Raw genomic sequence first — 25,145 nt, 5'->3', positions numbered from 1 at the left:
TCCCGGCGCCGACCGTGTGAGGTGACCGATGTGTCCGTCCCCTTCTGGAGCGGGTCGCCGCGTGGCAAGGTCGGAGCATGACCGACGTGACCGACGCACCCTCGACGACGAGCGCGACCGACGCCTACCGCGCCGCCCGGGACCGGCTGCTCGACCTGCGCGGTGACCACGCCCGCGCCGTCGCCGAGTTCGCGTGGCCGGAGCTCGGCGACCGGTTCTGCTGGGCCGTCGACTGGTTCGACGCGATCGCGCGCGGCAACGACCGGCCCGCGCTGACGATCGTCGAGGAGGACGAGTCGTCCTCGACGATCAGCTTCGACGACATGGCCCGCCGCTCGGACCGCGTCGCGGCCTGGCTCGGGTCGCTCGGCGTGCGCCGCGGTGACTCGGTGATCCTCATGCTCGGCAACCAGGTCGAGCTGTGGGAGACGATGTTGGCCGTCATGAAGCTCGGTGCCGTCATCGTGCCGACGACGACGGCCGTCGGCCCCGGCGACCTCGCCGACCGGATGGAGCGGGTCAGCGCCCGGGCCGTCGTGACCAACGCGTCGGAGGTGCACAAGCTCGACGACCTCCCCGGTGACTACGTCCGCGTCGCGGTCGGCAGCGACCCCTCCGGCGATCGTTCCGGCGACCCATCCAGCGGGGCGCCCGAGGGGTGGCACTCCTTCGCCGACGCCCACGCGTCCGACGCCGGTCCCGCGCGGCACCCGGGCACCGGACCGGACGACCGGTTGCTGCTCTACTTCACCTCCGGCACGACGAGCCGGCCCAAGCTCGTCGAGCACACCCAGCGCTCCTACCCCGTCGGGCACCTGACGACGATGTACTGGCTCGGGCTGCGGCCCGGCGACGTCCACCTCAACATCAGCAGCCCGGGCTGGGCGAAGCACGCGTGGTCCTCGTTCTTCGCGCCGTGGATCGCCGAGGCGACGATCTTCGTCTACAACTACGCCCGTTTCGACGCCGCCGCGCTGCTGCGCGTCCTGCGCGACCACGCGGTCACCTCGCTGTGCGCGCCGCCGACCGTGTGGCGGATGCTCATCAAGAGCGACCTGTCGGGCGGGCCCGGTGCGCTGCGCGAGGTCGTCGGTGCCGGCGAGCCGCTCAACCCGGAGGTCATCGCGCAGGTGGAGAAGGCGTGGGGGCTGACGATCCGCGACGGCTACGGCCAGACCGAGACGACACTGTCGGTGGGCAACACGCCCGGGTCCCTCGTCAAGCCGGGCTCGATGGGTCGGCCGCTGCCCGGCTACCCGGTCGTGGTGGTCGACCCGGTCACCACCCTGCCGGTCACCGAGGCCGACCCGGACGGCAACCGCGAGGGCGAGATCTGCCTCGACCTGACGCACCGGCCCGTGCCGCTCATGACCGGCTACCAGGGCGACGAGACGCGCAACGCCGAGGCGATGGCCGGCGGTTTCTACCACACCGGCGACGTCGCGTCGGTCGACGCCGAGGGCTACATCTCCTTCGTCGGCCGGACCGACGACGTCTTCAAGGCCAGCGACTACAAGATCAGCCCGTTCGAGGTCGAGTCGGTCCTCATCGAGCACCCGGCCGTCGCGGAGGCGGCCGTCGTGCCGGCTCCCGACCCGGTGCGTCTGGCCGTGCCCAAGGCCTACATCGCCCTCGCCCCCGGCCACGAGCCCGGGGAGGAGACGGCCCGCTCCATCCTCGCCCACGCCCGCGAGAAGCTCGCGCCGTGGCAGCGCGTCCGCCGCATCGAGTTCTACGAGCTGCCCAAGACGATCTCGGGAAAGATCCGCCGCGTCGAGCTGCGCGGACGCGAGAACGATCTCGACGCGTCGGGTGCCACCCAGCCGCGGGACGAGTGGCGCGACGACCAGTTCCCGGACCTCAGGGGCTGACGCCTCCCGGCACCCGCACCGTGGAGGTGGTCGGGGTCGGCGTCCCCGGCGTCACCGGTGTCGTGGCGCCCCCCGGTGGGGTTGTCGCACCGACGTCCTCGGGGGTCGGCACCGGCAGCGTCCGCAGGGTCGTCTCGTCCACGCGTCCGCACGTCCGGGTCGCCGCCTTCGCCGGCTCGCCCGGCTGGGCCGTGGACCGCTCGGGCCGGTAGGGGTCGATGCGGGCGCCGCTGATGACCTCGACGCTGTCGTAGGCGGGGCGGCCCTCGAGGAGGTTGCGGAAGGTGTAGCGGGTCAGGGAGTTCAGCTCGCAGGCGTTGCCGAAGGCGAGGATGTCGAAGGCGTACGGCTGGCCGTTGAGCTCCTCGCCCTGCCCCTCGGCGTAGTGGGCGACGACGCCGCCACCGGTGAAGGTGCCGACCTGGATCCGGTTGCCGTCGAGCTTCGGCGTGTGCATGTGGCCGTTGACGAGGAGGCGACCCTTCTCGACGCCCTGCGTGGCGTAGGGCTCGTGGGCGACGACGACGTCCGGCTCGGGCTGGTCGGCCATCGTCGCGTTGTACCGGTCGACCGCGGGCTTCTCCTTCGCGACGGGGTCCTCGTTGTCGTCGCCGAAGAACCGCGGGTCGTTGAAGCCGGTGATCCGCAGCCCGTGGAACGACAGCTCGCGCAGCGCGCCCCGGCCGTCCTCGAGGAGCACGACGTTGGGGATGCGGCCGAGGCGGTCGACGAGTGCACGGTCGGTCGCCGAGGACTGGTCGTGGTTGCCGCTGACGAAGACGTACGGCACACCCAGTCGCTGGATCGAGCGGAAGATGCCGGCCGCCTCGGCCTCCTGGACGCGTCCGAAGTTGATGAGGTCACCGCTGTCGATGACGGCGTCGATGCCCTCCTCCTCGACGATCGTGCGCATGAGGGCGTACTGGTTGGCGCCGTGGATGTCGGAGACGAGCAGGATGCGCGCCGACACCGGCTCGCTGACGCTGCCCTGGACGTACTTCTGCTGGAGGGCCTGCGTCACGGCGAGCAGGTTGCGGAAGTAGGGCGTCACCTGCGCGGCCCGGGCCTCGACGTCGGCGAGCAGCCCGGCGTTGCGCTGGACGACGCCGAGGACCCCGGTCGTGCGGTACTCGGCGAACCGCGCCGGCTGGTAGGTCACCGCGATCCCGCCGAAGGTGCCGGCGCACGCGACGACCATGGCCGAGGCGACGAACGCGACGTGGTGCCGCCGGGTGGTGCGCTGGCGGATGTAGTGGGACGCGAGGGACAGGAGCACCGCGATGGCGAGGGCGCCGAGCAGGAAGCGGACGCCGACGCCGACCGCCGCCTGCGTGATGGCGCCGGAGATCTCGTCCCCCGAGGGCTGGAGCGACCGGATGTCGACGTCGGGCCGGGTGAAGAGGTTGGTGATCTCCTCGCGCACGGCGACCTGCACGTCGAGGCCCGGCGCGAGGATCGGCGAGGCGAAGGCGACGTCGACGTCCCCGATGATCGTCGGGGAGTGCAGCACGGCCGTGTGCCGCGGGATGGGGTCGAGGCGCAGCACCGCCCGGTACTGCGACGTCTCGACGACGGTCGGGGCGAGGTTGGTCGCGGCCACCCCGCCGAGGTAACAGGCGGCGAGGACCGCGACCCAGCTGAGCACGTGCGACCCGCGGCGCAGCCAGTGGCCGTCGCCGGACAGCAGGTCCCGCACGCGTCGCACCGCCTCACCCTAACCGGCGGATGCGGCGCGCCCTCCGACGTGTCGGGCGTGCCGAGCAGCCCGTGGCCGACGTCCGAAGTGTCCGCCTCGACGGCGACGCGCCGACGCCGCCGAGACACCGGGCGTTCACCTGCGGCTGCTGGCATCGGACCGGAAGGGAGGAGCCATGGGTCCAGCTCGCCGCCGCCACGTCGTCGTGGTCCTCCTCGTCGCCTACGTCGTGCTGCTCCTCTTCGGGCGGAGGGTCCTCGGTGAGGACGCCGGCGTCGCCGTGCTCGTGGGCAGCTTCGTCCTCGGGTTCGCGTGGCTGACCCTGCTCGTCGCGCCCTGGGCGGCCCGCGGGCGACCGCGTCCGTGCAGTGCCGTGCGCGGGTCCCGTCCGCGTCGGTGACCCGCCACCACGAGTCGAGGTGATCCGTCGCGGTCGGGCGCGAGCGGATACCTCGACCGCGGGTGGCTCGCGGGTGGCGCAGAGGCTGCTCAGGGGTGGCTCAGAGGTACTGGCCGGTGGGACCGCTGTCAGCCTGCGGGTGGTGGCCCGGGTGCACGCCGGGGGGCGTGCCGTACGACGCGCCGGGGCCCGGGGGCAGCGCCCGCATCTGCTGGAGCTGCTGCTGGGCCGCCATCTGCTGGGCGACGAGCGCGGTCTGGATGCCGTGGAACAGGCCCTCGAGCCAGCCGACGAGCTGGGCCTGGGCGATGCGCAGCTCGGAGTCGCTCGGCTCGTCGCTGCGGAAGGGCAGCGCGATGCGGTCGAGCTCCTCGACGAGCTCGGGCGCGAGGCCGCCCTTGAGCTCCTCGAGGGACCGGTGGTGGATGTCCGCGAGACGGCGCCGCCCGGCCTCGTCGAGAGGAGCGTTGCGCACCTCCTCGAGCAGCTGCTTGATCATCGAGCCGATGCGCATGACCTTGGCCGGCTCCTCGACGAGGTCCGCCGGGTTGGTCCGCTCGCGGTCCTCCTCGTCCCGGCCCCGGCCGGTGCCGTCCGCGTCGCCCGCCCGGTCGTCGCCGTCGCCGCCGGGGCCGGCGGAGACCCCCATGCCGTCGGGGGTCACGACGACGACGCGCTGCTGCTCGTTGCCGCCGGCGTCGCCCGAGCCGTCGGGCCGGCCGCCCCACGTGCTGCCGGTGCTCCCCGTGCTGCCGGTGCTGCCAGGTCCCGTGGTCGTGGCGTCGTCAGTCATGCCCTCCATCCTGCCGCACGGGTCGAGCCGAGGGACGAGCGCGTCACCCGGGGACGAGCCGACGGCAGGCGGGCGCAGGCGGGCGCGGGCGAGCGCACCCATGGCGCCCGCCCGCGCCGCGACCGGCTGACCCGCCGAGGTGGGCTCAGCGGGCACCCGCCGTGGCGAACCACGGGTGGTGCAGGTCGTGGTAGCTGACGTCGCTCATGAGCGAGGACATCTCGTCCATCATCTGCTGGGCGTCCGGGGGCGGCGTCTGCCGCTCGCCCTCGCGGGCCGCGTCCTCGGTGGTGAACGCCATGGTCTGGGTGAAGAACCCGTCCTTGTCGACGGCGATGGTGCCGCCGATGATCTCCGGACGCATCTGGTGCAGCTGGTCCATCGGCTGCTCCATCGCGTGCCGGAAGCGCTCGGGGTCGCTGAGCCGACCCTGGATGACCTGGACGAACCCGGCGTCGTCGCGCCCGCCGTCGAGCATCATCGTCACGTCGTCGCAGTCGTGGAAGCTGACGTCGCCGTCGAAGCAGGCCGCCGTGTCGCGCCACCACGCGTCCTGCTCGGGGCGGCCCGAGTTGCGCTCGGCGTCCTCGCGCGACGCGAACCGGACCACGCCGACGAACTCACCGTCGTCGGTCAGGCCGTACGTGCCGCCGAGGAAGCCCTCTGCACCAGCCTCGAGCTCGTCGCGCCAGCGGTCCATCTGAGCGTGGATGCGGTCCGCGTCCTGGCACTTGCCCTGGATCACCTGGATGAACACCTCGTCACCTCCCGTTCGGGGGCCGCTTCGTGCGAAGTGGTCCGGTTCCCGACGGTACGCCGGGACGGCGCGGGCGTCACCGGGACGAGTCGGACTCGGCCGGATCGTCCTGTCGCAGAGGCGGGCGCGTCAGGTGGTGAGCAGCACCTTGCCGATGTGCCCCGACGCCTCGAGCTCGCGGTGCGCGTCGGCAGCCCTCTCGAGGGGCAGCCGCGTGTGGATGACGGGCCGCACGACGCCCGACTCGAGGAGCGGCCACACGTGCTCACGGACCGCCGCGACGATGGCCGCCTTCTCCGCTGCGGGCCGGGCACGCAGGCTGGTCGCGATGACGGCCCCGCGCTTGGCGAGCAGGACGCCGAGGTCGAGCTCGCCCGTGCGTCCGCCCTGCAGGCCGATGGTGACGAGGCGCCCGTTCGTCGCGAGGGCCTCGACGTTGCGCGCGAGGTACTTCGCGCCCATGTTGTCGAGGATGACGTCCGCACCGTGGCCACCCGAGCCGGCCCGGACCTCCTCGACGAAGTCCTGCTCCCGGTAGTTGACGAGCACCTCGGCGCCGAGCTCGCGGCACGCGTCGAGCTTGGCCCGGGACCCGGCGGTGACGGCGACGTGGGCGCCGACCGCCTTGGCCAGCTGGATGGCCATGGTGCCGATGCCGGAGCCGCCGCCGTGGACGAGGAGCCACTGGCCCGGCTGGATGTTGGCGGTGAGGAAGACGTTGGACCACACGGTGCAGACGACCTCGGGCAGGCCGGCAGCGTCGGCGAGGTCGACGCCCCGGGGCACCGGCAGCAGCTGGCCCTCGGGGACGACCACCCGCTCGGCGTAGCCACCGCCCTCGAGCAGCGCGCACACCTCGTCGCCGACCGACCAGCCGGTGACCCCCTCGCCGAGCGCCGCGACGCGCCCGCTCACCTCGAGGCCGGGCAGCTCGCTCGCGCCGGCCGGGGGCGGGTAGTGCCCCAGCCGCTGCATGACGTCGGCGCGGTTGACGCCGGCGGCGACGACGTGGACGAGCACCTCGCCGGGACCGGCCACCGGGTCGGGCACGTCGGCGGGGACGAGGGCGTCGGCGTCCCCGAACTCGGGGATCGTGATGGCGCGCATGGGCCGAGCCTAGGCGACGCCCTCCGCGGGCCTCACCGGGCCGGGCTGAGGCGGCGCGCCACGTCGTCGGCGGCCGACCGGGCGCGCCCGACGAGGTCGGCGACGTGCTCGGGAGAGCCCTCCGTGGTGCGGAACGTCACGGCGACGGCGGCGAGCGGCCGGCCACCCCGTCCGAGCACCGGCACGGCGACCGACGAGAGGTCGGGGGTGACCGTGCCCTCCTCGCGGGCGTGCCCGTCGGTGCGGGCCCGGGTCAGGACGCCACGCAGCTCCGCCAGCGAGCGGGGGCCGATGCCGTGACGCTGCACGAACGCCCCGCGGTCGGGGTAGAGGGCGCGCACCTGGCTGGCCGGCAGCGCCGACAGCATCGCCAGGCCCGAGGCCGTCAGGTGGGCCGGCAGGCGCACGCCGACGTCCGTGACGAGCATCGGCTGGCCCGGCGCGCGCTCCTCGAGCAGGTAGATGACGTCGCGCCCGTCGAGGGTCGCGAAGTGGGCGTTGCGGCCCGAGCGGTCGACGAGCCGCCGCACCGGACCGCGGGCCACCCGGGCGAGGGGCGCCTGGCGCTGGTACGCCGAGCCGAGCTCGTAGGCGGCCTGGCCGAGGCCGTACCGGCGCTCCTCGGCGTAGTGGGTCACGTAGCCGCGACCGAGCAGCACCTTGAGCAGGTGGTAGACCGAGCTGCGGGGCAGCCCGAGGTCGCGGGCGATCGACGCCGCGGGCACGGGCTCGGCGTGCCGGGAGAGGTGCTCGAGCACGTCGAGGGCGTTGGCGGCGGCCGGGGCGTTCGACACGCGTCCACCACCTCCTCCGAGTCGGGTACGGGCTCGCCCTGGCGCCGGGCGAACGTCTCGCATCCGAGACGATTGTGCTCCTTGCGGGCCGTCCGCACCAGCCGGGAGGCGGTTCCATGGAGCCATGAACGCAGCGCTGCCCGGCACCCACGCGGTCGCCACCCCCTCGGAGTCCTCGACCGCCACCGTCACCGTCGGCACCGGGCCGCTCAGCATCGAGGAGGTCGTCGCGGTCGCCCGGCACGGGGCGCGCGTCGCCCTGTCCGACGAGGCGGTGGCCGAGATCGCCCGCAGCCGCGCCGTCGTCGAGGCCCTGGCCGACGACACCGTGCCGCACTACGGCGTCTCGACGGGCTTCGGGGCCCTCGCCACGCGGCACATCCCCACCGAGCTGCGCGCCCAGCTGCAGCGCTCGCTCGTCCGCTCGCACGCCGCCGGGACCGGCGAGGAGGTCGAGCGCGAGGTCGTGCGCGCCCTCATGCTGCTGCGCCTGTCGACGCTCGCCACCGGCCGTACGGGTGTCCGGCTCGAGACCGCCCGCGCCTACGCCGCCGTCCTGTCCGCGGGCATCACCCCCGTCGTCCACGAGTACGGCTCGCTCGGCTGCTCCGGCGACCTCGCGCCGCTGGCGCACTGCGCCCTCGCCGTCATGGGCGAGGGCCCGGTCCGCCTCGCCGACGGCACGCCGACCGACGCCGCGACCGCGCTGCGCGACAACGGGATCGAGCCGATCGTGCTGGCCGAGAAGGAGGGCCTCGCCCTCATCAACGGCACCGACGGCATGCTGGGCATGCTCTGCCTCGCCATCGACGACCTGCGTCATCTGCTCCGCGTCGCCGACGTGTCCGCGGCCATGAGCGTCGAGGGCCTCCTCGGCACCGACGACGTCTTCGCCGCGGACCTGCACGCCCTGCGCCCCCATCCGGGCCAGGCCGCGGCGGCCGCGAACATCCGTGCGGTCATGGCGGGTTCGCCGATCCGCGAGTCGCACCGCACCGAGGAGTGCACCCGGGTGCAGGACGCGTACTCGCTGCGCTGCGCTCCCCAGGTGCACGGCGGCGCCCGCGACACCGTCGAGCACGCGGTCCGCGTGGCCTCGGCCGAGCTCGCCTCCGCCGTCGACAACCCGGTCGTGACCCCGGACGGACGCGTGGAGTCCAACGGGAACTTCCACGGCGCCCCGGTCGCGTACGTCCTCGACTTCCTCGCCATCGTCGCCGCCGACGTCGCCTCGATGGCCGAGCGCCGCACGGACCGCTTCCTCGACGCCGCCCGCAACCACGGCCTGCCGCCGTTCCTCGCCGAGGACCCCGGCGTCGACTCCGGCCTGATGATCGCCCAGTACACCCAGGCCGCGATGGTCTCGGAGCTGAAGCGCCTCGCGGTCCCGGCCTCCGTCGACTCGATCCCGAGCTCGGCGATGCAGGAGGACCACGTGTCGATGGGCTGGTCGGCCGCGCGCAAGCTGCGCCGGTCGGTCGACGCCCTCGGCCGCGTCCTCGCGATCGAGCTGCTCACGGCCGCGCGTGGCATCCGGCTGCGCGCACCGCTCGAGCCGTCGCCGGCCTCCGCCGCGGCCATCGCCGCGCTCGACGCCGTGACGAACGCCGCGCCCGGCCCGGACCGCTTCCTCGCTCCCGACATCGAGGGCGCCCACACCGCGGTGCGCGACCGTTCCGTCGTTGCGGCCGTCGAGGCCGTCACCGGCCCGCTCAACTGACCCAACTGCCTGAATCTGCTTGAACGAGAAGGGAACCGACATGGAAGGTGCACGTCCGGTCCGCGCCGCGCGCGGGACGCAGCTGACGGCGCGCTCGTGGGCCACCGAGGCCCCGCTGCGGATGCTCATGAACAACCTCGACCCCGAGGTGGCCGAGCGTCCTGACGACCTCGTCGTCTACGGCGGCACCGGCCGCGCGGCCAGGGACTGGCGGTCCTTCGACGCCATGGTGCGCACGCTGACGACGCTCAAGGACGACGAGACGATGCTCGTCCAGAGCGGTCGCCCCGTCGGCGTCATGCAGACGCACGAGTGGGCCCCCCGCGTCCTCATCGCCAACTCCAACCTCGTCGGCGACTGGGCCACGTGGCCCGAGTTCCGCCGCCTCGAGCACCTGGGCCTGACGATGTACGGCCAGATGACCGCGGGGTCGTGGATCTACATCGGCACCCAGGGCATCGTGCAGGGCACGTACGAGACGTTCGCCGCCGTCGCCGAGAAGAAGTTCGGCGGGACGCTCGCCGGCACCCTGACGCTGACCGGTGGCTGCGGCGGCATGGGCGGCGCGCAGCCGCTGGCGGTCACCCTCAACGACGGCGCGTGCCTCATCGTCGACGTCGACCCGGCCCGCCTGCACCGACGAGTCGAGCACCGCTACCTCGACGAGGTGGCCGAGAACCTCGACGACGCGGTCGAGAAGGCCCTCGCGGCCAAGCGCGAGCGACGCGGCTGGTCCGTCGGCGTCGTCGGCAACGCCGCCGAGGTCTTCCCCGAGCTGCTGCGTCGCGGTGTCGAGATCGACATCGTCACCGACCAGACCTCGGCCCACGACCCGCTGTCCTACCTGCCGGTGGGGGTCGAGCTCGCCGACTGGCACGAGTACGCCGAGAAGAAGCCCGAGGACTTCACCGACCGCGCCCGCGCGTCGATGGCTGACCACGTCCGGGCGATGGTCGAGTTCCAGGACGCCGGGGCCGAGGTCTTCGACTACGGCAACTCGATCCGCGACGAGGCGCGCCTCGGCGGGTACGACCGCGCGTTCGAGTTCCCGGGCTTCGTGCCGGCCTACATCCGGCCGCTCTTCTGCGAGGGCAAGGGCCCGTTCCGGTGGGCCGCGCTCTCCGGCGACCCGAAGGACATCGCCGCCACCGACCGGGCCGTGCTCGACCTGTTCCCGGACAACGACCGCCTCCACAAGTGGATCCGCGGCGCCCAGGAGCGGATCGCCTTCCAGGGCCTGCCCGCGCGCATCTGCTGGCTCGGCTACGGCGAGCGCGACAGGGCCGGACTGGCCTTCAACGAGCTCGTCCGCACCGGCGAGGTCAGCGCGCCGATCGTCATCGGCCGCGACCACCTCGACTCCGGCTCGGTGGCCAGCCCCTACCGTGAGACCGAGGCGATGGCCGACGGCTCCGACGCCATCGCGGACTGGCCGCTGCTCAACGCCCTCGTCAACACGAGCTCGGGCGCCAGCTGGGTGTCGATCCACCACGGCGGCGGCGTCGGCATCGGTCGCAGCCTCCACGCCGGCCAGGTCAGCCTCGCCGACGGCACCGACCTCGCAGCGCAGAAGCTGGCCCGCGTGCTGACCAACGACCCCGGCATGGGCGTCATCCGGCACGTCGACGCCGGCTACGAGCGCGCCGAGGAGGTCGCCCGCGAGCGCGGTGTCCGCGTCCCGATGCAGGAGGGCTGACCCGACCCGATGCCCTCAGCCCTTGCGGACCTCCTCGTCGGAGATGTCGGCCACGGTCGCGGCGAAGAGCCGGATGACGTCGTCGCCGGCGACCGTGAGCCCGACGCCGTGCGCACCTCCACCGATGGAGATGCGACGTCCGACGAGGTGGCTGTCGGCGATGACGGGCAGGGCCGTCGCGGACCCGAAGGGCGTGATGGTGCCGCGCTCGTAGCCGGTCACGGCCTTCGCGGCCGCGGCGTCGGGCATCGAGATGCGGTTGGTGCCGAGGAGGGCACGCACCTTGGCCCACGAGAACGTGCGGTCACCGGGTACGAGGACGAAGACATGGTCGTCCTCGGAGCGGCGCACCACGAGCGTCTTGATGAGGTCGCGCGGCTCGATGCCACGGGCTGCCGCGGCCTCCTCGAGGGAGCCCACCCGACCGTGCCGGGTCGCCGTGAACGGGATGCCCGCGGCTCGCGCAGCCTCGACCGCCGGCGTGCGGATCGGCTCGGACTCACTACGCTCGGCGGTGTCATCACGGTCGGGCCCCTGCGGGGAGCCGTCGGGGGAGGCGTCGGTGGAGGCATCGGGGGAGGCGTCGGGGGACATGTGCGACAGCCTAGTTTCGAGGCCTGGTTTCGAGGCCGGTGCGAGCCACCGGCGACGCGAGGAGTGGACGAGGTGACGACGACGTGACGACGAGCTTCGACCGGATGTGGGCCGGCCTCGAGCCGGTGGGCCGCCACAGGGACACCGGAGGCTACCGGCGCTACGCGTGGACCCGGACCGACCACGACCTGCGGGAGTGGTTCGCCGCCGAGTGTGCCGCCCGTGGCCTGGACGTCGTCGAGGACCGCGCCGGCAACCAGTGGGCCTGGTGGGGCGACCCCGACACGACGCCCGGCGTCGTCATCGGCTCGCACCTGGACTCGGTGCCCGACGGCGGCGCGTACGACGGGCCGCTCGGGGTGGTCAGCGCCCTCGCCGTCGTCGACGACCTGCGCGCCGCCGGCGTCGAGCCGGACGTGCCCCTCGGCATCGTCAACTTCGTCGACGAGGAGGGGGCCCGCTTCGGGGTCGCCTGCGCCGGCTCCCGCATCATCACCGGCGAGCTCGACGCCGACCGCGCCCGCTCGCTCGCCGACGGCGACGGCGTCACCATGGCCGAGGCGTGGAGCAAGGCCGGCCGCGACCCGGCGTCCATGGGTCCCGACCCCGACACCGTGCGGCGCGTCGGCCGGTTCGTCGAGCTGCACATCGAGCAGGGCAAGGCGCTCGCCCTCGCCCCGGACGGCACCGACGACCTGTCCGACGACGCGCGTGCCGTCGCCATCGGCACCGACATCTGGCCGCACGGCCGGTGGCGCATCGACCTGCCGGGCGAGGCCAACCACGCCGGCACGACCCGCCTCGAGGACCGCCGCGACGCCATGATCTCCCTGGCCGACGTCGTGCACGCCGCCCGCTCCTACGCCACCGCGCTCGGCTGCGTCGCCACGGTCGGCAAGGTCGTCGTCGAGCCGGGCGGGGTCAACGCGGTGCCGAGCCACGTCACGGCCTGGCTCGACGCGCGCGGCCGCTCCGAGCACGCCGTCCGCTCCGTCGTCGAGGCGGTCGCCGGCGACGCCATGCGCACCGGAGGGGAGACGACCATCGAGTCGTGGACGCCGCCGACGACCTTCGACGCGGACCTCGTCGAGCAGCTGCGCTCCGTCCTGCCCGCCGCGCCCCTGCTCGGCACCGGTGCCGGGCACGACGCCGGCATCCTCGCCACGCACGGGGTGCCCTCGGCGATGCTCTTCGTCCGCAACCCGACGGGAGTCTCGCACTCGCCGAAGGAGTCGGCCTACCTCGACGACTGCCACCACGGCGTCAGCGCCCTGACCGCCGTGGTCACCGCCCTCACCGCTCCCACCGCTCCCGCCGCTCGGAAGGACACCCCCTGATGACCTCGTTCTGGTGCGAGAGTGCCTGGCTCACAGGGGGGTTCGCCCACCGTGTCCGACTCGTCACGGCCGACGGCTGCTTCAAGGAGGTGCTCGTCGACGCCGACCCGGAGCCCGGCGACGTGCACCTGGCCGGCGTCACGCTACCCGGCATGGCCAACACGCACAGCCACGCCTTCCACCGGGCCCTGCGCGGTCGCGTCAACGGCGGCGGCGGCAACTTCTGGAGCTGGCGCGAGCAGATGTACGCCGCGGCGGAGCAGCTCAACCCGGACACCTACTTCACGCTCGCGCGGGCCGTCTTCGCCGAGATGGTCCAGGCCGGGTTCACGGTCGTCGGCGAGTTCCACTACGTCCACCACCGTCCCGGCGGCCACGCCTACCGCGATCCGAACGCCATGGGCCTGGCCCTGCGGCAGGCCGCGGAGGAGGCCGGCATCCGCCTGACGCTGCTCGACACGTGCTACCTCGAGGGCGGCCTCAACGGCGGCGGGCACGTCGAGCTGCACCCCGGACAGCGCCGGTTCAGCGACGGCACCGTCGACGCGTGGGCCGAGCGCATGGCCGCTCGCCCGGGACCGACCGACCGGGTCCGCCTCGGTGCGGCGATCCACTCGGTGCGGGCCGTGCGTCGCGAGGACCTGCCCAAGGTCGTCGAGGCCGCCGGCGACCTGCCGCTGCACGTGCACCTGTCGGAGCAGCCGGGGGAGAACCTCGCCTGCCAGATGTACTACGGCTGCACCCCCACCGAGCTGCTCGACGGCGCCGGGGCGCTCGGGCCCGACCTCACGAGCATCCACGCCACGCACCTGACCGAGCACGACCTCGAGCTGCTCGGCGGCACCGGCACCGGCGCTTGCATCTGCCCGACCACCGAGCGCGACCTCGCCGACGGCATCGGCCAGTCTCGCGCCCTGCACGACGCCGGCAGCCCCATCTCGCTCGGCTCGGACCAGAACGTCATCATCGACCCCTTCGTCGAGCTGCGCGGCATCGAGATGCACGAGCGCCTGCTCACCAACGAGCGCGACCGGTTCTCGGCCAACGACCTGCTCCTCGCGGCGTCCTTCAACGGGTACCGCGCGCTCGGCTGGTCCGACGGCGGGCACCTGAGCAAGGGCGCCCTCGCCGACTTCGTCACGGTCCGCGCCGACACGGTCAACACCGCCGGCTCGGCGCACGAGCAGATCATCTACTCGTGCGTGGCCTCGGACGTGTCGACCGTCGTCGTCGGCGGTGAGGTCGTCGTCAGCGACGGGCAGCACCGGATGGGTGACGTCGGGCGGCTCCTCGGTGGGGCCATCGAGCGTCTCAGTGCCGGTGTGGCGGGCGGGGTGCACGCGTGAGCCTGCTGATCACCGGTGTCGCCGAGCTGACGACGAACGACCCCGAGGTCTCCGACTCGCTCCCGCCGGGGTCCGACCCGGGCGACCGGCTGCTCGGCATCGTGCGCGACGCCGCGCTGGTCGTGTCCGACGACGGCGTCCTCGAGTGGGTGGGCCGGCGGGCGGACGCGCCGGCCGCGGACAGGTCGCGCGACCTCGGTGGCCGGGCCGTCATCCCCGGCTTCGTCGACTCGCACACGCACCTCGTCTTCGCCGGGGACCGGTCCGCCGAGTTCGCGGCGCGGATGACCGGGACGCCGTACGACGGCGGCGGCATCCGCGTCTCCGTCGAGGCCACGCGAGCCGCCTCCGACGACGAGCTGCTCGCCCTCGTGCGCGGCCGCGTCGCGGAGATGCGCGTCCAGGGCACGACGACCGTCGAGGTCAAGAGCGGCTACGGGCTCACGCTCGAGGACGAGGTGCGCGCCCTGCGCATCGCACGAGAGGTGACACCCCACACGACGTTCCTCGGGGCCCACGTCGTCCCGCCGGAGTACGCGGCCGACCGGGCGGCGTACGTCGACCTCGTCACCGGCCCGATGCTCGATGCCGTTGTCCCCCAAGGCGGTCCGGCCCTGGCCGAGAGCATCGACGTGTTCTGCGAGCCGCACTCGGCGCACGCCTTCGACGCCGACGAGTCCCGCGCCGTGCTCGAGGCGGGCCGGGCGCGCGGGCTGCGGTTGCGCGTGCACGGCAACCAGCTCGGCCACGGCCCCGGCGTCCGTCTCGCGTGCGAGCTGGGCGCGGCGAGCGTCGACCACTGCACCTACCTCGACGAGGCCGACGTCGAGGCCCTCGTCGCCGCGCGCGGCACGACGGTCGCCACCCTCCTGCCGGGCGTCGAGTTCTCGACCCGCTCGCCCTACCCGGACGCCCGCCGCCTCGTCGACGCCGGGGTCGACGTCGCGCTGGCCTCGGACTGCAACCCGGGCACGTGCTACTCCTCCTCGATGCCGTTCGCCATCGCCCTCGCCGTGCGCGAGATGGGGCTGACGCCGGCCGAGGCGCTGCACGCCGCGACGGCCGTGTCCGCCCGGTCGCTGGGCCTGGACCGGCGCGTCGCGGCGGGTCGGCCGGCGCAGCTCGCGGTCGTCGACGGGCCGAGCCACCTGCACGTGTCCTACCGCGCGGGCGTGCCCGTCGTGCGCAGCCTCGATCTCTGAGACCGGCCGGTCAGCCCGGGGCGGCGTCCTCGGTCGCGGGCTCGCACTTGAGCACCGAGCCGGGTCCGGGGTGGATCAGGCCGGTGTGGCCGTCGGACCACTCGACGACGTACGGTGGCCCGCCACCGTCGCCCTTGACCTCGCGGATCACGCCGACCCGCGTCGACTGGCCGACGTGCTCGGCCGCCATCGTGATGCGGTCACCCACCTTCGCGTCCATGGGCGCACCTCCTCGTGCCGTGCCTGTGTGCTCGTGGGCGGAGCCCGTGACCGGGTCCAGTCCCAGCACACCACCGCCGGGGGTCGCGCGGGAAGAGGTCCGCGCCGATCCGCGCCGATCCGCGCCGATCCGCGCCGGGTGACGTCATGGGCGACGTGACGGTCGGCGTCGACGCGTCCGTCCTCCCGGGGTCGCACCCGCGGGCCACACCGGTGCGACCACGGGCGGACGCCCCACGACGGCGTGCTCGCCTAGGCTCGGGCGCATGAGGGAGGGGTCCGTGTACGACTGGCTGCAGCGGCGCCCCCTCCTGCTCGACGTGCCGCTGGCCCTGCTCCTGTCGTTCGTCGCGGTGGCCGTGCTCGGCTCGGGCGCGGCCAGCCCCGTCTGGGCGCTCCTCGGCCTGCCGAACCTCGCCCTCGTGTGGCGCCGGAGCCGTCCGACGCTCGCCTTCACGGTCGTCTGCGTGGGCCTGGCGCTCCGCGTCGTCGTCGTCCGCGACCTCCTGCCGAGCGACACCGCGTTCCTCGTCGCCCTGTACTCGCTCGCGGCCCACGGGCGCCGGCGGCCGGTCCGGCTGGCCGGGCTGGGGGTCGCGGCGGTCGCCTCGGCGATCGCCGCGGTGCGCTTCACGGCCGAGTCGGTGACCCACCTCGAGGCACCCGCCGTCGCGTTCACGTTCGTCGCCTGCGCGACCGCCGCCCTGTCGGCCTGGACGCTCGGTGACCTCAAGCGCGCCCGGCTCCAGCGGCTCGCCGACCTCCAGGACCGGGCCGAACGCGTCGAGCGCGAGCGTGAGCAGGAGCTGCGCCTCGCCGCGCAGCAGGAGCGCGCGGCGATCGCCCGCGAGATGCACGACGTCGTCGCCCACGCCCTGTCCGTCATCGTCGTGCAGGCCGACGGTGCCGCCTACGCCGCGACGCGCCGGCCGGAGGGCGCCCTCGAGCAGGCGACCCGCACCCTGGTGACCATCGGCGCCACGGCACGCGACGCCCTCGGCGAGACCCGCCGCCTCGTCGGTGTGCTGCGCGACCCGGACTCGGGCGCGGAGCTCACCCCGACCGGTGGCCTCGACCAGCTCGACGACCTCGTCGCGGGCGTCCGGGCCGCCGGTGTCCCCGTCACCCTGAGCGTGCAGGGAACCGGCGCGCCACGCCCCGTCGCGCTCGACCTCGCCGCGTACCGCGTCGTGCAGGAAGGCCTGACCAACGTCATCAAGCACGCCGGGGCGGGCGCGCAGGCGCGCGTCGACGTCGTGCAGCAGCCCGGACGCCTCCGGGTGCGCGTCCGCGACGACGGGCGCGGCGCCGCGAGCCCGGACGACGGCCGCGGGCACGGACTGGCCGGCATGCGTGAGCGGGTCGCCGTGCACGACGGGACGCTCACGGCCGGGCCGCACCCGCACGGTGGGTTCGAGGTCCTCGCGACGCTGCCGCTACCGGCCGAGCCGTCGGCGGCCCGGCCGCTCCTCGGGCCCGTGGACCACACCGTGCCGATGGCGACCACGCCCACCGTCCCGACCCACCCCGCCGACGAGAGGGCCCGATGACCCCGCCGCGACCCCTCGACCCGACCGGCCCGGTGCGGGTCATGATCGTCGACGACCAGGCCCTCGTGCGCGCCGGCTTCCGCATGGTCCTCGACGCCGAGCCCGACGTCGAGGTCGTCGGCGAGGCGGGCGACGGCCAGGCCGCCCTCGACCTGCTCCCGGGCCGCGACGTCGACGTCGTGCTCATGGACGTCCGGATGCCCCGCCTCGACGGCATCGAGGCCACCCGTCGGATCGTCGACGCGGCCTCTGTCACCGGCGCATCCGGGCCGCGCGTGCTCGTCCTCACGACGTTCGACCTCGACGAGTACGTCCTGGCCGCGCTCCGTGCCGGCGCCGCCGGGTTCCTGCTCAAGGACGCCGGACCGGCCGAGCTGCTCGCCGCCATCCGGGCCGTGCGCACCGGCGACGCCGTCGTCGCGCCCGGCCCGACGCGTCGGCTCCTCGACCGCTTCCTGCCCGTCCTCGACGAGCCGGACCGCCGTGACGGGCTGGACCGGCTCGACGTCCTCACCGAGCGCGAGCGGGAGGTGCTCGAGGCCGTCGGCCGTGGCCTCAACAACGCCGAGATCGCCGCGTCGTTCTTCCTCGCCGAGGCGACCGTCAAGACGCACATCGGCCGGATCCTGGCGAAGCTGGGCCTGCGCGACCGCGTGCAGATGGTCGTGCTGGCCTACGAGACCGGCCTCGTCCGCGTCGGGGACGCGTAGGCCGGCCGGAGGTTCCGCTCAGCGGCCGCGGGTGGCCTTCTCGATGGCCTTCTGCGTCGCCTTCTCGGCCTTGGCCCGGGCCTTGGCCAGCTTCTTGGCGGCCTTCTTGTCCTTCGGCGCGACCTGGTCGTCCTCGAGCGCCTTGGGCAGGTGGCCGGTCGAGCGACGGTAGTACGTCGCCGCGCCGCGCTCGGCGGCGACCCGGGCGGCGGCCACGGCCATCGACGAGATCGCGGTGAAGAGGACGACGTCGCGGGTGCGCTCACGCTCGTAGTCGCCCTTGACCGGCACGTTGCGGCCCGTCGCGAGCTTCCAGCCCCTCTGCGCGGCGTCGGTGGCCACCTTGGTGGCGACGAGGGTGGCCCCCACGCTCAGCATCTTCCACGTGGCGTTGCCGGCGGCCGTGTGGTGGGTCCTCGCGTCGTCCGCCTTCGCGACCGCCCGCGAGGCCGCGCCCTTCGCCTTCTTCGCGCTCCGTGCCATGGCGTGACTGTACCCATGGCGTCAGGGGTAGAGTCACCCCCGACAACTGAACAGCACCACCCACACCCATACGACAGGGGAGCGCGAGACGCGCTGAGAGTGCGGCAGCCCCACGGCCGAGCCGCAGACCCTCGAACCTGCTCCGGTTAGCACCGGCGAAGGAAGTCGGTATCTCAGGTCACCCGCCGGCGTCACGACGCCGCGGCGTGCCCTCCCCGAGGTATCCATCGGAAACCCGGGAGCCACACCATGTCCAGCACCATCACCGCGAGCGGGCCGCTGACCCGCTGGCGCACCATCGACCTGCTCACCTGCGCCTTCCTCGCCGTCGCGTTCGGCGTCGCCTACTGGGCGTGGGGGCTGGTCTACGCCATCCCGTCCGACGCCGTCTCGGCCGGCTTCCCGCCGCTCGGCGCGCTCTTCAACTGGCCGTGGCTCGTCGCCGGCATCGTCGGGATGCTCGTCATCCGCCGCCCCGGCGCAGCCGTGTTCACCGAGCTGCTCGCCGCGGTCGTGTCTGCCCTCATCGGCACCCAGTGGGGCATCACCACCGTCGTCTCGGGCCTCGCGCAGGGCCTCGGCGTCGAGCTGGGCTTCGCCCTGTTCGGCTACACCGTCTACCGCTGGGCGCCGCTGCTCGTCGGCGGTTTCCTCGGCGGCGCCCTCGAGGCCGTCTACGAGTGGTACTCCTACTGGACCGACTGGGGCTGGGGCTACAAGGTGGCCTACCTGTTCCTCCTCGGTGGCTCGGTGGCCGTCTTCGGCTCGCTCCTCGCGGTCGGGCTGACGCGGCTGCTCGCGCGCGCCGGAGCGCTGTCGGCGTTCCCGCCGGGCCAGGAGGCGCGGGAGCGGACCGCGTCCTGAGGTCCCTCGTGCACCGCCCGTCCGGCGCCGTCCCCGCTGACCGGCCGACGCTCGATGCAGCGGCCCTCGATGCAGCGGCCCTCGACGCGGCTCCGGTCGGTGCCCGCGTCGAGGTCCGCGACCTGACCTGGCGTCCGTACGGGCGGGCGCGGCCGGTCCTCGAGCACCTCGACCTCACCGTCGAGCCCGGCGAGCGCGTCCTGCTCGCCGGGCCGAGCGGGTCGGGCAAGTCGACGCTGCTGCGCGCCGTCGCCGGGCTGCTGCTCACCGCCGACGCCGGTGAGCTGTCGGGCGAGGTGACCGTGGGGGGCCTTGCCCCTCAGGCGGTCCCGGGGTCGGTGGGCCTGGTCCTGCAGGACCCCGGCGCCGGCGTCGTGGCCTCGACGGTGGGTCGTGACGTCGCCTTCGGGCTCGAGAACGTGCGGCTGCCCCGCGACCGGATGCCGCCCCTGGTCGAGACGGCGCTCGACGAGGTCGGCCTGGCGATGCCGTGGTCGAGCCCGCCCTCGACGCTGAGCGGCGGGGAGTCGCAGCGCCTGGCCCTCGCGGGGGCGCTCGTCATGGAGCCGTCGGTGCTCCTGCTCGACGAGCCGACCGCGATGCTCGACGCCGACACGGCGGCGGGGGTGCGACGCGTCGTCGCCGACGTCGTGCAGCGCCGTGGCCTGACGCTCGTCGTCGTCGAGCACCGCCTCGACGGGTGGGTCCACCTCGTCGACCGCCTCGTCGTGCTCGGCTCCGACGGTGCCGTGGTCGCCGACGGCCCGCCAGGCCGAGTGCTGGAGCGTGAGGCGGAAGCCCTTGCCGCACAAGGTATCTGGGTGCCGGGCGCACGGGACCCCGAGCCGCTTTCGCTCGACCTGCCGGCCCTGCCCGGCGCCGCCGCCGGCGTCGTCCCCGACGGTGGCGTCGTCGCGGCGGCTGTCGGTGTCGGCGTCGAGCACCGCACCCGTCGGCTCGGCGAGCCGGCCCGGACCACCACCGCCGTCGTCGGGGCCGACCTCGAGGCGCACGCCGGGCGCACGCTGGCGCTCGTCGGGCCGAGCGGCGCCGGCAAGTCCTCGCTCATGACCGCCCTGGGCGGCCTCCTCGAGCCGGCCGCCGGACGCGTCGACGTGGCGCTGCCGCTCGTGCCGGGGGACGACGCCTCCCGGGCGCGGGTCGAGCCGCCGCACGCCTGGGCCTCGCCCGACCTCGCGCGCGTCGTGGCCTGGGTGCCGCAGCGGGCCGCGACCGCCGTCGTCGGCAGCACCGTCCGGGACGACGTGCTCACCACCCTGCGGGCGCTCGGAGCCGATCCGTCGGCGGCCGCCGCCCGCGCCGACGCGGTCCTCGACGCGCTCGGGCTCACCCACCTCGCGGGCGCCGACCCGCGCCGGCTCTCCGGTGGGGAGCAGCGTCGGCTGGCCATGGCCTCGGCCGTCGCCCACGGTCCGGCGCTGCTGCTCGCCGACGAGCCCACCGTCGGCCAGGACCGGCTCACGTGGGCGGCGGTCACCGGTGTCCTCGAGGCCGCCCGCCGGGAGGGCTCCGCCGTCGTCGTCACGACCCACGACCCCGGCGTCGTCGCCCGGGCCGACCGCGTCCGCACCGTCGGCCGACCCGAGCAGCCGCCGCCGGACCCCGTGCCCGAGCGGCGCACCCTCGTCGCCCGCGCCGGCCCCCTCGCCCTCGTCCTCGCCGCGCTGTGCGTCCTGCCGCTGCCGGCGCTGCTCGACACGTGGCGCCAGGGCCTCGCCGTCCTCGTCGTCGAGGGAGCGCTGGCCGCCCTCGCCCTCCTCGCGCCGGGGCAGGGGCGTCGTCCGGCCGGGCGCCTGCGCGGTGTCCTCGCCCGGCTCGCTCCCGCGGCGCTGGCCGTGGTCGGCGTCGCGTGGTCGGCCTGGCTGCTCGGTGGGCGCGACCTCGAGGTCGCGGCCGGTGCGGCGCTGCGCGTCCTCGCCCTCCTGGTGCCCTCGGCGGTCGTCGTCGGCGCCGTCGACCCGGACGCCCTCGGCGACCACCTCGCCCAGCGGCTGCGGCTGCCGGCCCGACCGGTCGTCGCCGCCACCGCGGCGCTCCAGCGGCTCCAGTCCTTCGACGTGCTCTGGGGCGAGCTGATGACGACGCGCCGGGTTCGTGGCGTCCGCGCCCGGTCGGGGCCCGTGGCGCGTGGCCGGGAGGCCGTCGTCGTCACCGGCGGGCTGCTCCTCGGCGCGCTCACGCAGGCGGCGGCGCTCGCGCTCGCCATGGACGCCCGCGGCTTCGCCGAGGCGCGCCGGCGCACGTGGGCGGGGCCCGCGCCGTGGCGGGCCGCCGACACGCTCGCGGTGCTCGCGGGCCTCGTCCTCATCGCGTCCGGCGTGGCCGCGCGCCTGCTCCTGCCCTGAACAGGGACGCGGGGCACAATGGGCGCGAACCGCGCCGGGTCGGGTCATCCGCCCTCCCGCGCCGCAGCCCCAGCCGCAGCACAGCAGGAAGAGGTGGACCCGTGCCGCGTCCCCGTCGTCTCGTCCCGAGGTCGCTCGCGGGCGCCGTCCCGCTGGTGCTCGTGGCCGCCGTCCTGGGGGCCTGCGGCCAGCCGACGCCGTCGGACCCCGACGACAGCCTCGCCCCGACCGTGAGCGTCGCCGTCCAGCCGACGATCCTGCCCGACACGGCAACCACCACCGACGACCCGACACCGTCCGCCGCGGGCGACGGCGGCCTCTTCGACGCCGGCTCGAGCCTCAGCGGCGTCCGGTGCGCGCCTGGCGCCGGCGACGTGTGGGACCTCACCGGGACGCTGAAGAACCCCGACACGGAGCAGCACACCTTCACCGTGGCCGTCTTCATCGTCAAGACCGCCGACGGCTCGGAGGTCGTCAGCAAGGAGGTCGACGTCCCGCTCCAGGCGGGCCAGAGCGCCCCCGTGTCGGTCGAGAGGTTCTGGACCGGCCCGAAGAAGGGCGTCGAGTGCCTGACCGGCGTCACCGTCAAGGACCAGTGACGTGCGGCTCTTCCTCGTGCGCCACGGCCAGACCCACGCCAACGTCGCCCGCCAGCTCGACACCGCGGTGCCGGGCCTCGACCTCACCGACGAGGGACGGGCCCAGGCCCACGCCCTGGCCCAGCGCCTCCGCGGCGAGGACCTCGCCGCCATCTACACCTCCGACCTCGTGCGCACGCAGCAGACCGCCGCACCCCTGGCTGCCGAGCTCGGCCTCGAGATGGTCGTCCTGCCCGGCCTGCGCGAGATCCAGGCCGGGGACTGGGAGATGTCCACCGAGTGGCAGCCGTACGTCGACGCCCTCGTGAGGTGGCGCGAGGATCCCTTCCACGTCATCCCGGGCGGCGAGAGCGGCGCCGAGTTCCTCGCCCGCTACGACGCCGCCATCGCGCGCATCGTCGCCGACGGCCACGAGTCGGCGCTCGCCGTGAGCCACGGTGCCGCGATGCGCGTCTGGTGCGCGGCCTCCCTCGGCCTGCCCGGGTCGTTCTTCGACGACCGTCGCGTCGACAACACCCACGTCGTCACCCTCGAGGGTGACCCGGACGCCGGCTGGCGCCTCCTCGCGTGGGGCGACGAGCCGGTCACGCATGGCTGACGCGTCCCGGCCCACCGCGCCGCAGCGGTCCCGCGCCGGGTGGGTCCGCGACGTGGGGGCGCGCCTCGTGAGCGACGACCCCGACCGCGTGGCCTCCCTGGCCGCGGCCTCGCGGCGCCTCCGACCCGGCCGCTGGCGGTGGGCCGGGGTGGCGTCGTCCGTCGCGCTCGCCGCCGCCTCGTGGGGGGCCGGCTCCCGCCCGTCGCTCAACCGCGGCGTGCTCTGGCCGGGCGTGCGGTGGTGGCGTGACACCGGCGGCTCACCGCTGCTCGCGAGCGTCGCGCTGCTCGCCATGGCGGGGCTGGTCGTCGCGTGGTGGCGGCTGCGGTGGGCGCGCGTCACGGTCGGCTGGTGGCAGACCACGGCGGCGCTGTGGTTCGTCCCGCTCGTCGCGTCCGTGCCGCTCTACAGCCGCGACCTCTACTCGTACGCGGCGCAGGGCCTGCTGTGGTCGGAGGGACTGAGCCCGTACGACCACACCGTGCGCGAGCTCGACTCGGACTGGCGGCTCTCGACGGCACCGACCTGGCTCGACACCCCGACGCCGTACGGCCCGGTGTGGCTGCTCCTCGCCCGCGGGGTGGCGTCCGTGTCCGGCGGTCACCTGTGGGTGGCGCTGCTCCTGCTCCGGCTGCTCGCCGTCGCGGGCGTGGTGGTCATCGGCTGGGCCGTGCCCGACCTCGCGCGGCGCCTCGGCACCGACCCCGCCCGCGCCACCTGGCTCGCCGTCGCCTGCCCGCTCGTCGGCGCGCACTTCGTCGGCGGGGCGCACAACGACGCCCTCATGGTCGCCGCGGTGCTCGGCGGGCTCGCGCTCGCCCTGCCCGGGCGGTTCGTGGCCGCGTGCGTCGTCGTCGCGCTGGGGGCGATGGTCAAGGTGACCGCGGTCGTCGCGCTGCCGTTCGTGGCGCTGCTCTGGGCGCGGCGCACGTTGCGCCGCTCCGGTCGCAGCGGGCCGCTGCGCTGGCCGGGCATCGTCCGCGCCGGGCTCCTCACGCTGCTCGTCGCGGGCGCCGCGATGGCGGTCGGCGGCCTGGCCACCCGGCTCGGGTTCGCGTGGCTGGACCCGGGTGGCACGCCCGGTCGCAACGAGCAGTGGACGTCGCTGCCCACCGGCGTCGGCATCGCCGTGCAGGCCCTCGGCACCGTCCTCGGACAGCCGGGCTGGCGCGAGCCCGCCATCGACGCCGCCCGGACCGTGGCCCTCGTCGTGCTCGCGGTCCTGCTCGTCCTCGTGTGGCTCGGGGCCGCCAAGCCGCCCGTGCCCACCTCGTCGACCGGGCCCGCCGGACGCCGGGCCTCGGGTCGACGTGGCCGCCGGGCTGCGTCCGACGACACCGCCCGCGTCGTGCGCTCCCTCGGCTGGGGAATGCTGGCCGTCGTCGTGCTCGCCCCCGTCTTCCTTCCCTGGTACCTCCTGTGGGTGCTGCCGGTGCTCGCCGTGGCGCTGGGTCCGTCGCCGGTCCCGTCGCCGGCCCCGTCACCGGTCCCGTCGCCCGCGCGCGCCGAGAAGCCGCTCGCCGTCCTCGCCACCGTCGTGTGCTTCATGACGCTGCCGGAGGGCTACAGCCTCGGCCTGACGACCACGGTCGTGGGGGTGCCGCTCGACCTCGTCGCGCTCGTCGTGCTCATCGTGCTCGCCGGCCGCGCGGCCCGACGCCTCGACCCACCCCTGCACGACCTGTCCCGGCCCCTGCTCCGGCCGGCCAACCGGCCAAGGGCCGATGTCCGGTTACGGAATGGAGACATTCGGAGCCGGTCCTGACGCCGTGGGGGACTGCTGTCCCACACTGTGCCGGTGAGCGACTCCGGCTTCGTCGACGAGGTCCCCGGACCGACGCGGCCACGACTGGGCGGACCGACCCAGCGCAGTCGTCCGCCCACGGCCCGAGCGCGGCCCGGCTCGGACGACGGGCCGCCGCACGGCCGGCACCGACCGGGACCGGCGGGCATCGTGTTCGTCGTCCTGCTGCTCGCGTTCGTCGGCGTCGCCGGCTGGGCCTGGACCTCGCGCGTGCACGCCGACGACCTCGCCGCCTGGACCGCACTGGGCGAGACGGTCACCGAGATGGACCGCCTCCTGACGCCTCAGGGCCACGGCGAGGCCCCGCCGTGCCACGGCTCCGACGACGGCGTCCTGACCCGCACCTACCCGCCCTCGACCGGCCCCGCGGCCTCGCAGGTCGTCGGCTACCTCGAGCAGAAGGGGTGGGTCGCGTCGGCCCCGACGCCGCCGGCCCTCGCGCACCTGACCCACACCGTCGGCGGACGCGCCCTGACCATCGACCTCGTCGCGCCGAGCATGGACCAGCTCGTCACGACGCTGACCGGCCGCAGCCCCGCCTCGGCCTTCGGCTGCCTCGGCCGCTGACCGCGTCCCGACGGGCCGCACGTGCGGCCCCGGCGCGACCCGGGGCGGCCGTCCACCGCCCGGACAGCCGTG

Annotated in this window: 23 protein-coding genes and 1 riboswitch; of the genes, 15 read left to right on the top strand and 8 right to left on the bottom strand. The window is 74.8% G+C overall.

Annotated elements, in window-relative coordinates:
* Positions 1-77: 77 nt before the first annotated feature.
* Entirely contained in the window at positions 78-1,871 is a 1,794-nt protein-coding gene (locus tag AC1VM9_RS06165; RefSeq protein WP_483121799.1) for an AMP-binding protein, read from the top strand.
* Here AC1VM9_RS06165 and AC1VM9_RS06160 read toward each other — a convergent pair.
* A complete protein-coding gene (locus AC1VM9_RS06160; RefSeq protein ID WP_483121797.1) occupies positions 1,861-3,576 on the bottom strand; it encodes a metallophosphoesterase family protein in 1,716 nt (571 codons plus the stop codon). The genes AC1VM9_RS06165 and AC1VM9_RS06160 overlap by 11 nt on opposite strands.
* A 166-nt stretch (positions 3,577-3,742) precedes the next feature.
* Between AC1VM9_RS06160 and AC1VM9_RS06155 the strand changes: the two genes are divergently transcribed.
* Positions 3,743-3,967 (top strand): hypothetical protein, encoded by a 225-nt coding sequence (locus AC1VM9_RS06155; RefSeq protein WP_483121795.1) that lies wholly within the window; start codon positions 3,743-3,745, stop codon positions 3,965-3,967.
* Between the two features lie 100 nt (positions 3,968-4,067).
* Here the strand turns inward: AC1VM9_RS06155 and AC1VM9_RS06150 are convergent, their stop codons facing one another.
* From AC1VM9_RS06150 to AC1VM9_RS06135, 4 genes are all read right to left on the bottom strand, one after another.
* Positions 4,068-4,616 (bottom strand): bacterial proteasome activator family protein, encoded by a 549-nt coding sequence (locus AC1VM9_RS06150; RefSeq protein WP_481347070.1) that lies wholly within the window; start codon positions 4,614-4,616, stop codon positions 4,068-4,070.
* A gap of 289 nt (positions 4,617-4,905) precedes the next feature.
* Positions 4,906-5,517: a hypothetical protein gene (locus AC1VM9_RS06145; protein WP_481346381.1), complete on the bottom strand. Its 612-nt coding sequence runs from the start codon at positions 5,515-5,517 to the stop codon at positions 4,906-4,908.
* A 129-nt stretch (positions 5,518-5,646) separates the two neighbouring features.
* Entirely contained in the window at positions 5,647-6,624 is a 978-nt protein-coding gene (locus AC1VM9_RS06140; protein ID WP_483121792.1) for an NAD(P)H-quinone oxidoreductase, read from the bottom strand.
* Positions 6,625-6,656: 32 nt separating this feature from the next.
* Positions 6,657-7,418, bottom strand: coding sequence for an IclR family transcriptional regulator (locus tag AC1VM9_RS06135; protein ID WP_481343198.1), 762 nt, complete (start codon positions 7,416-7,418; stop codon positions 6,657-6,659).
* 124 nt (positions 7,419-7,542) lie between these two features.
* Between AC1VM9_RS06135 and hutH the strand changes: the two genes are divergently transcribed.
* Entirely contained in the window at positions 7,543-9,138 is a 1,596-nt protein-coding gene (gene hutH / locus AC1VM9_RS06130; RefSeq protein ID WP_483121790.1) for a histidine ammonia-lyase, read from the top strand.
* Positions 9,139-9,178: 40 nt separating this feature from the next.
* Complete coding sequence (hutU, locus tag AC1VM9_RS06125; protein ID WP_483121788.1) at positions 9,179-10,834, top strand: urocanate hydratase; 1,656 nt, start codon at positions 9,179-9,181, stop codon at positions 10,832-10,834.
* Between the two features lie 15 nt (positions 10,835-10,849).
* On the opposite strand, the gene AC1VM9_RS06120 is transcribed toward hutU, so the two are convergent.
* Positions 10,850-11,428: an aminoacyl-tRNA deacylase gene (locus AC1VM9_RS06120; RefSeq protein WP_483121786.1), complete on the bottom strand. Its 579-nt coding sequence runs from the start codon at positions 11,426-11,428 to the stop codon at positions 10,850-10,852.
* 83 nt (positions 11,429-11,511) lie between these two features.
* Between AC1VM9_RS06120 and AC1VM9_RS06115 the strand changes: the two genes are divergently transcribed.
* Genes AC1VM9_RS06115 through hutI form a run of 3 tightly spaced genes read left to right on the top strand, consistent with a single transcriptional unit; the run spans position 11,512 to position 15,313 of the window.
* Positions 11,512-12,765, top strand: a complete 1,254-nt coding sequence (locus AC1VM9_RS06115; RefSeq protein WP_483121784.1) for an allantoate amidohydrolase — start codon at positions 11,512-11,514, stop codon at positions 12,763-12,765.
* Positions 12,765-14,111, top strand: coding sequence for a formimidoylglutamate deiminase (locus AC1VM9_RS06110; RefSeq protein ID WP_481343203.1), 1,347 nt, complete (start codon positions 12,765-12,767; stop codon positions 14,109-14,111). The genes AC1VM9_RS06115 and AC1VM9_RS06110 overlap by 1 nt, the downstream gene beginning before the upstream one ends.
* Positions 14,108-15,313, top strand: a complete 1,206-nt coding sequence (gene hutI, locus AC1VM9_RS06105) for an imidazolonepropionase (protein ID WP_483121782.1) — start codon at positions 14,108-14,110, stop codon at positions 15,311-15,313. Before AC1VM9_RS06110 ends, hutI begins: the two co-directional genes overlap by 4 nt.
* A 10-nt stretch (positions 15,314-15,323) precedes the next feature.
* On the opposite strand, the gene AC1VM9_RS06100 is transcribed toward hutI, so the two are convergent.
* Entirely contained in the window at positions 15,324-15,533 is a 210-nt protein-coding gene (locus tag AC1VM9_RS06100; RefSeq protein ID WP_481343205.1) for a DUF1918 domain-containing protein, read from the bottom strand.
* A gap of 265 nt (positions 15,534-15,798) precedes the next feature.
* On the opposite strand from AC1VM9_RS06100, the gene AC1VM9_RS06095 reads away from it, so the two are divergent.
* Both AC1VM9_RS06095 and AC1VM9_RS06090 read left to right on the top strand, forming a co-directional pair.
* Positions 15,799-17,082, top strand: a complete 1,284-nt coding sequence (locus AC1VM9_RS06095) for a sensor histidine kinase (RefSeq protein ID WP_483121780.1) — start codon at positions 15,799-15,801, stop codon at positions 17,080-17,082.
* A complete protein-coding gene (locus AC1VM9_RS06090; RefSeq protein WP_483121778.1) occupies positions 17,079-17,792 on the top strand; it encodes a response regulator in 714 nt (237 codons plus the stop codon). The genes AC1VM9_RS06095 and AC1VM9_RS06090 overlap by 4 nt, the downstream gene beginning before the upstream one ends.
* 18 nt (positions 17,793-17,810) lie before the next feature.
* Here the strand turns inward: AC1VM9_RS06090 and AC1VM9_RS06085 are convergent, their stop codons facing one another.
* On the bottom strand, positions 17,811-18,275 hold the full coding sequence (locus tag AC1VM9_RS06085; RefSeq protein WP_481339538.1) for a DUF4235 domain-containing protein: 465 nt from the start codon (positions 18,273-18,275) through the stop codon (positions 17,811-17,813).
* 65 nt (positions 18,276-18,340) lie between these two features.
* A riboswitch (TPP riboswitch) is annotated at positions 18,341-18,456 on the top strand.
* A 68-nt stretch (positions 18,457-18,524) separates the two neighbouring features.
* On the opposite strand from AC1VM9_RS06085, the gene AC1VM9_RS06080 reads away from it, so the two are divergent.
* The 6 genes from AC1VM9_RS06080 to AC1VM9_RS06055 all read left to right on the top strand — a co-directional run bounded on the left by AC1VM9_RS06080 (position 18,525) and on the right by AC1VM9_RS06055 (position 25,073).
* The gene (locus AC1VM9_RS06080) at positions 18,525-19,139 is read left to right on the top strand and encodes an ECF transporter S component (RefSeq protein WP_481339540.1); all 615 of its coding nucleotides are present in this window, start codon (positions 18,525-18,527) and stop codon (positions 19,137-19,139) included.
* Between the two features lie 8 nt (positions 19,140-19,147).
* The gene (locus AC1VM9_RS06075) at positions 19,148-21,505 is read left to right on the top strand and encodes an ATP-binding cassette domain-containing protein (RefSeq protein ID WP_483121775.1); all 2,358 of its coding nucleotides are present in this window, start codon (positions 19,148-19,150) and stop codon (positions 21,503-21,505) included.
* Between the two features lie 101 nt (positions 21,506-21,606).
* Positions 21,607-22,104: a hypothetical protein gene (locus tag AC1VM9_RS06070; protein WP_481339547.1), complete on the top strand. Its 498-nt coding sequence runs from the start codon at positions 21,607-21,609 to the stop codon at positions 22,102-22,104.
* A 1-nt stretch (position 22,105) separates the two neighbouring features.
* The gene (locus AC1VM9_RS06065) at positions 22,106-22,702 is read left to right on the top strand and encodes a histidine phosphatase family protein (protein ID WP_481339550.1); all 597 of its coding nucleotides are present in this window, start codon (positions 22,106-22,108) and stop codon (positions 22,700-22,702) included.
* Entirely contained in the window at positions 22,695-24,467 is a 1,773-nt protein-coding gene (gene mptB, locus AC1VM9_RS06060) for a polyprenol phosphomannose-dependent alpha 1,6 mannosyltransferase MptB (protein ID WP_483121772.1), read from the top strand. Before AC1VM9_RS06065 ends, mptB begins: the two co-directional genes overlap by 8 nt.
* A 33-nt stretch (positions 24,468-24,500) precedes the next feature.
* Positions 24,501-25,073, top strand: a complete 573-nt coding sequence (locus AC1VM9_RS06055) for a hypothetical protein (protein ID WP_483121770.1) — start codon at positions 24,501-24,503, stop codon at positions 25,071-25,073.
* Positions 25,074-25,145 lie beyond the last annotated feature (72 nt).

The sequence above is a fragment of the Monashia sp. HAY1-11D genome (assembly GCF_056868035.1).
This window is presented reverse-complemented; position numbering and strand designations above follow the sequence as displayed.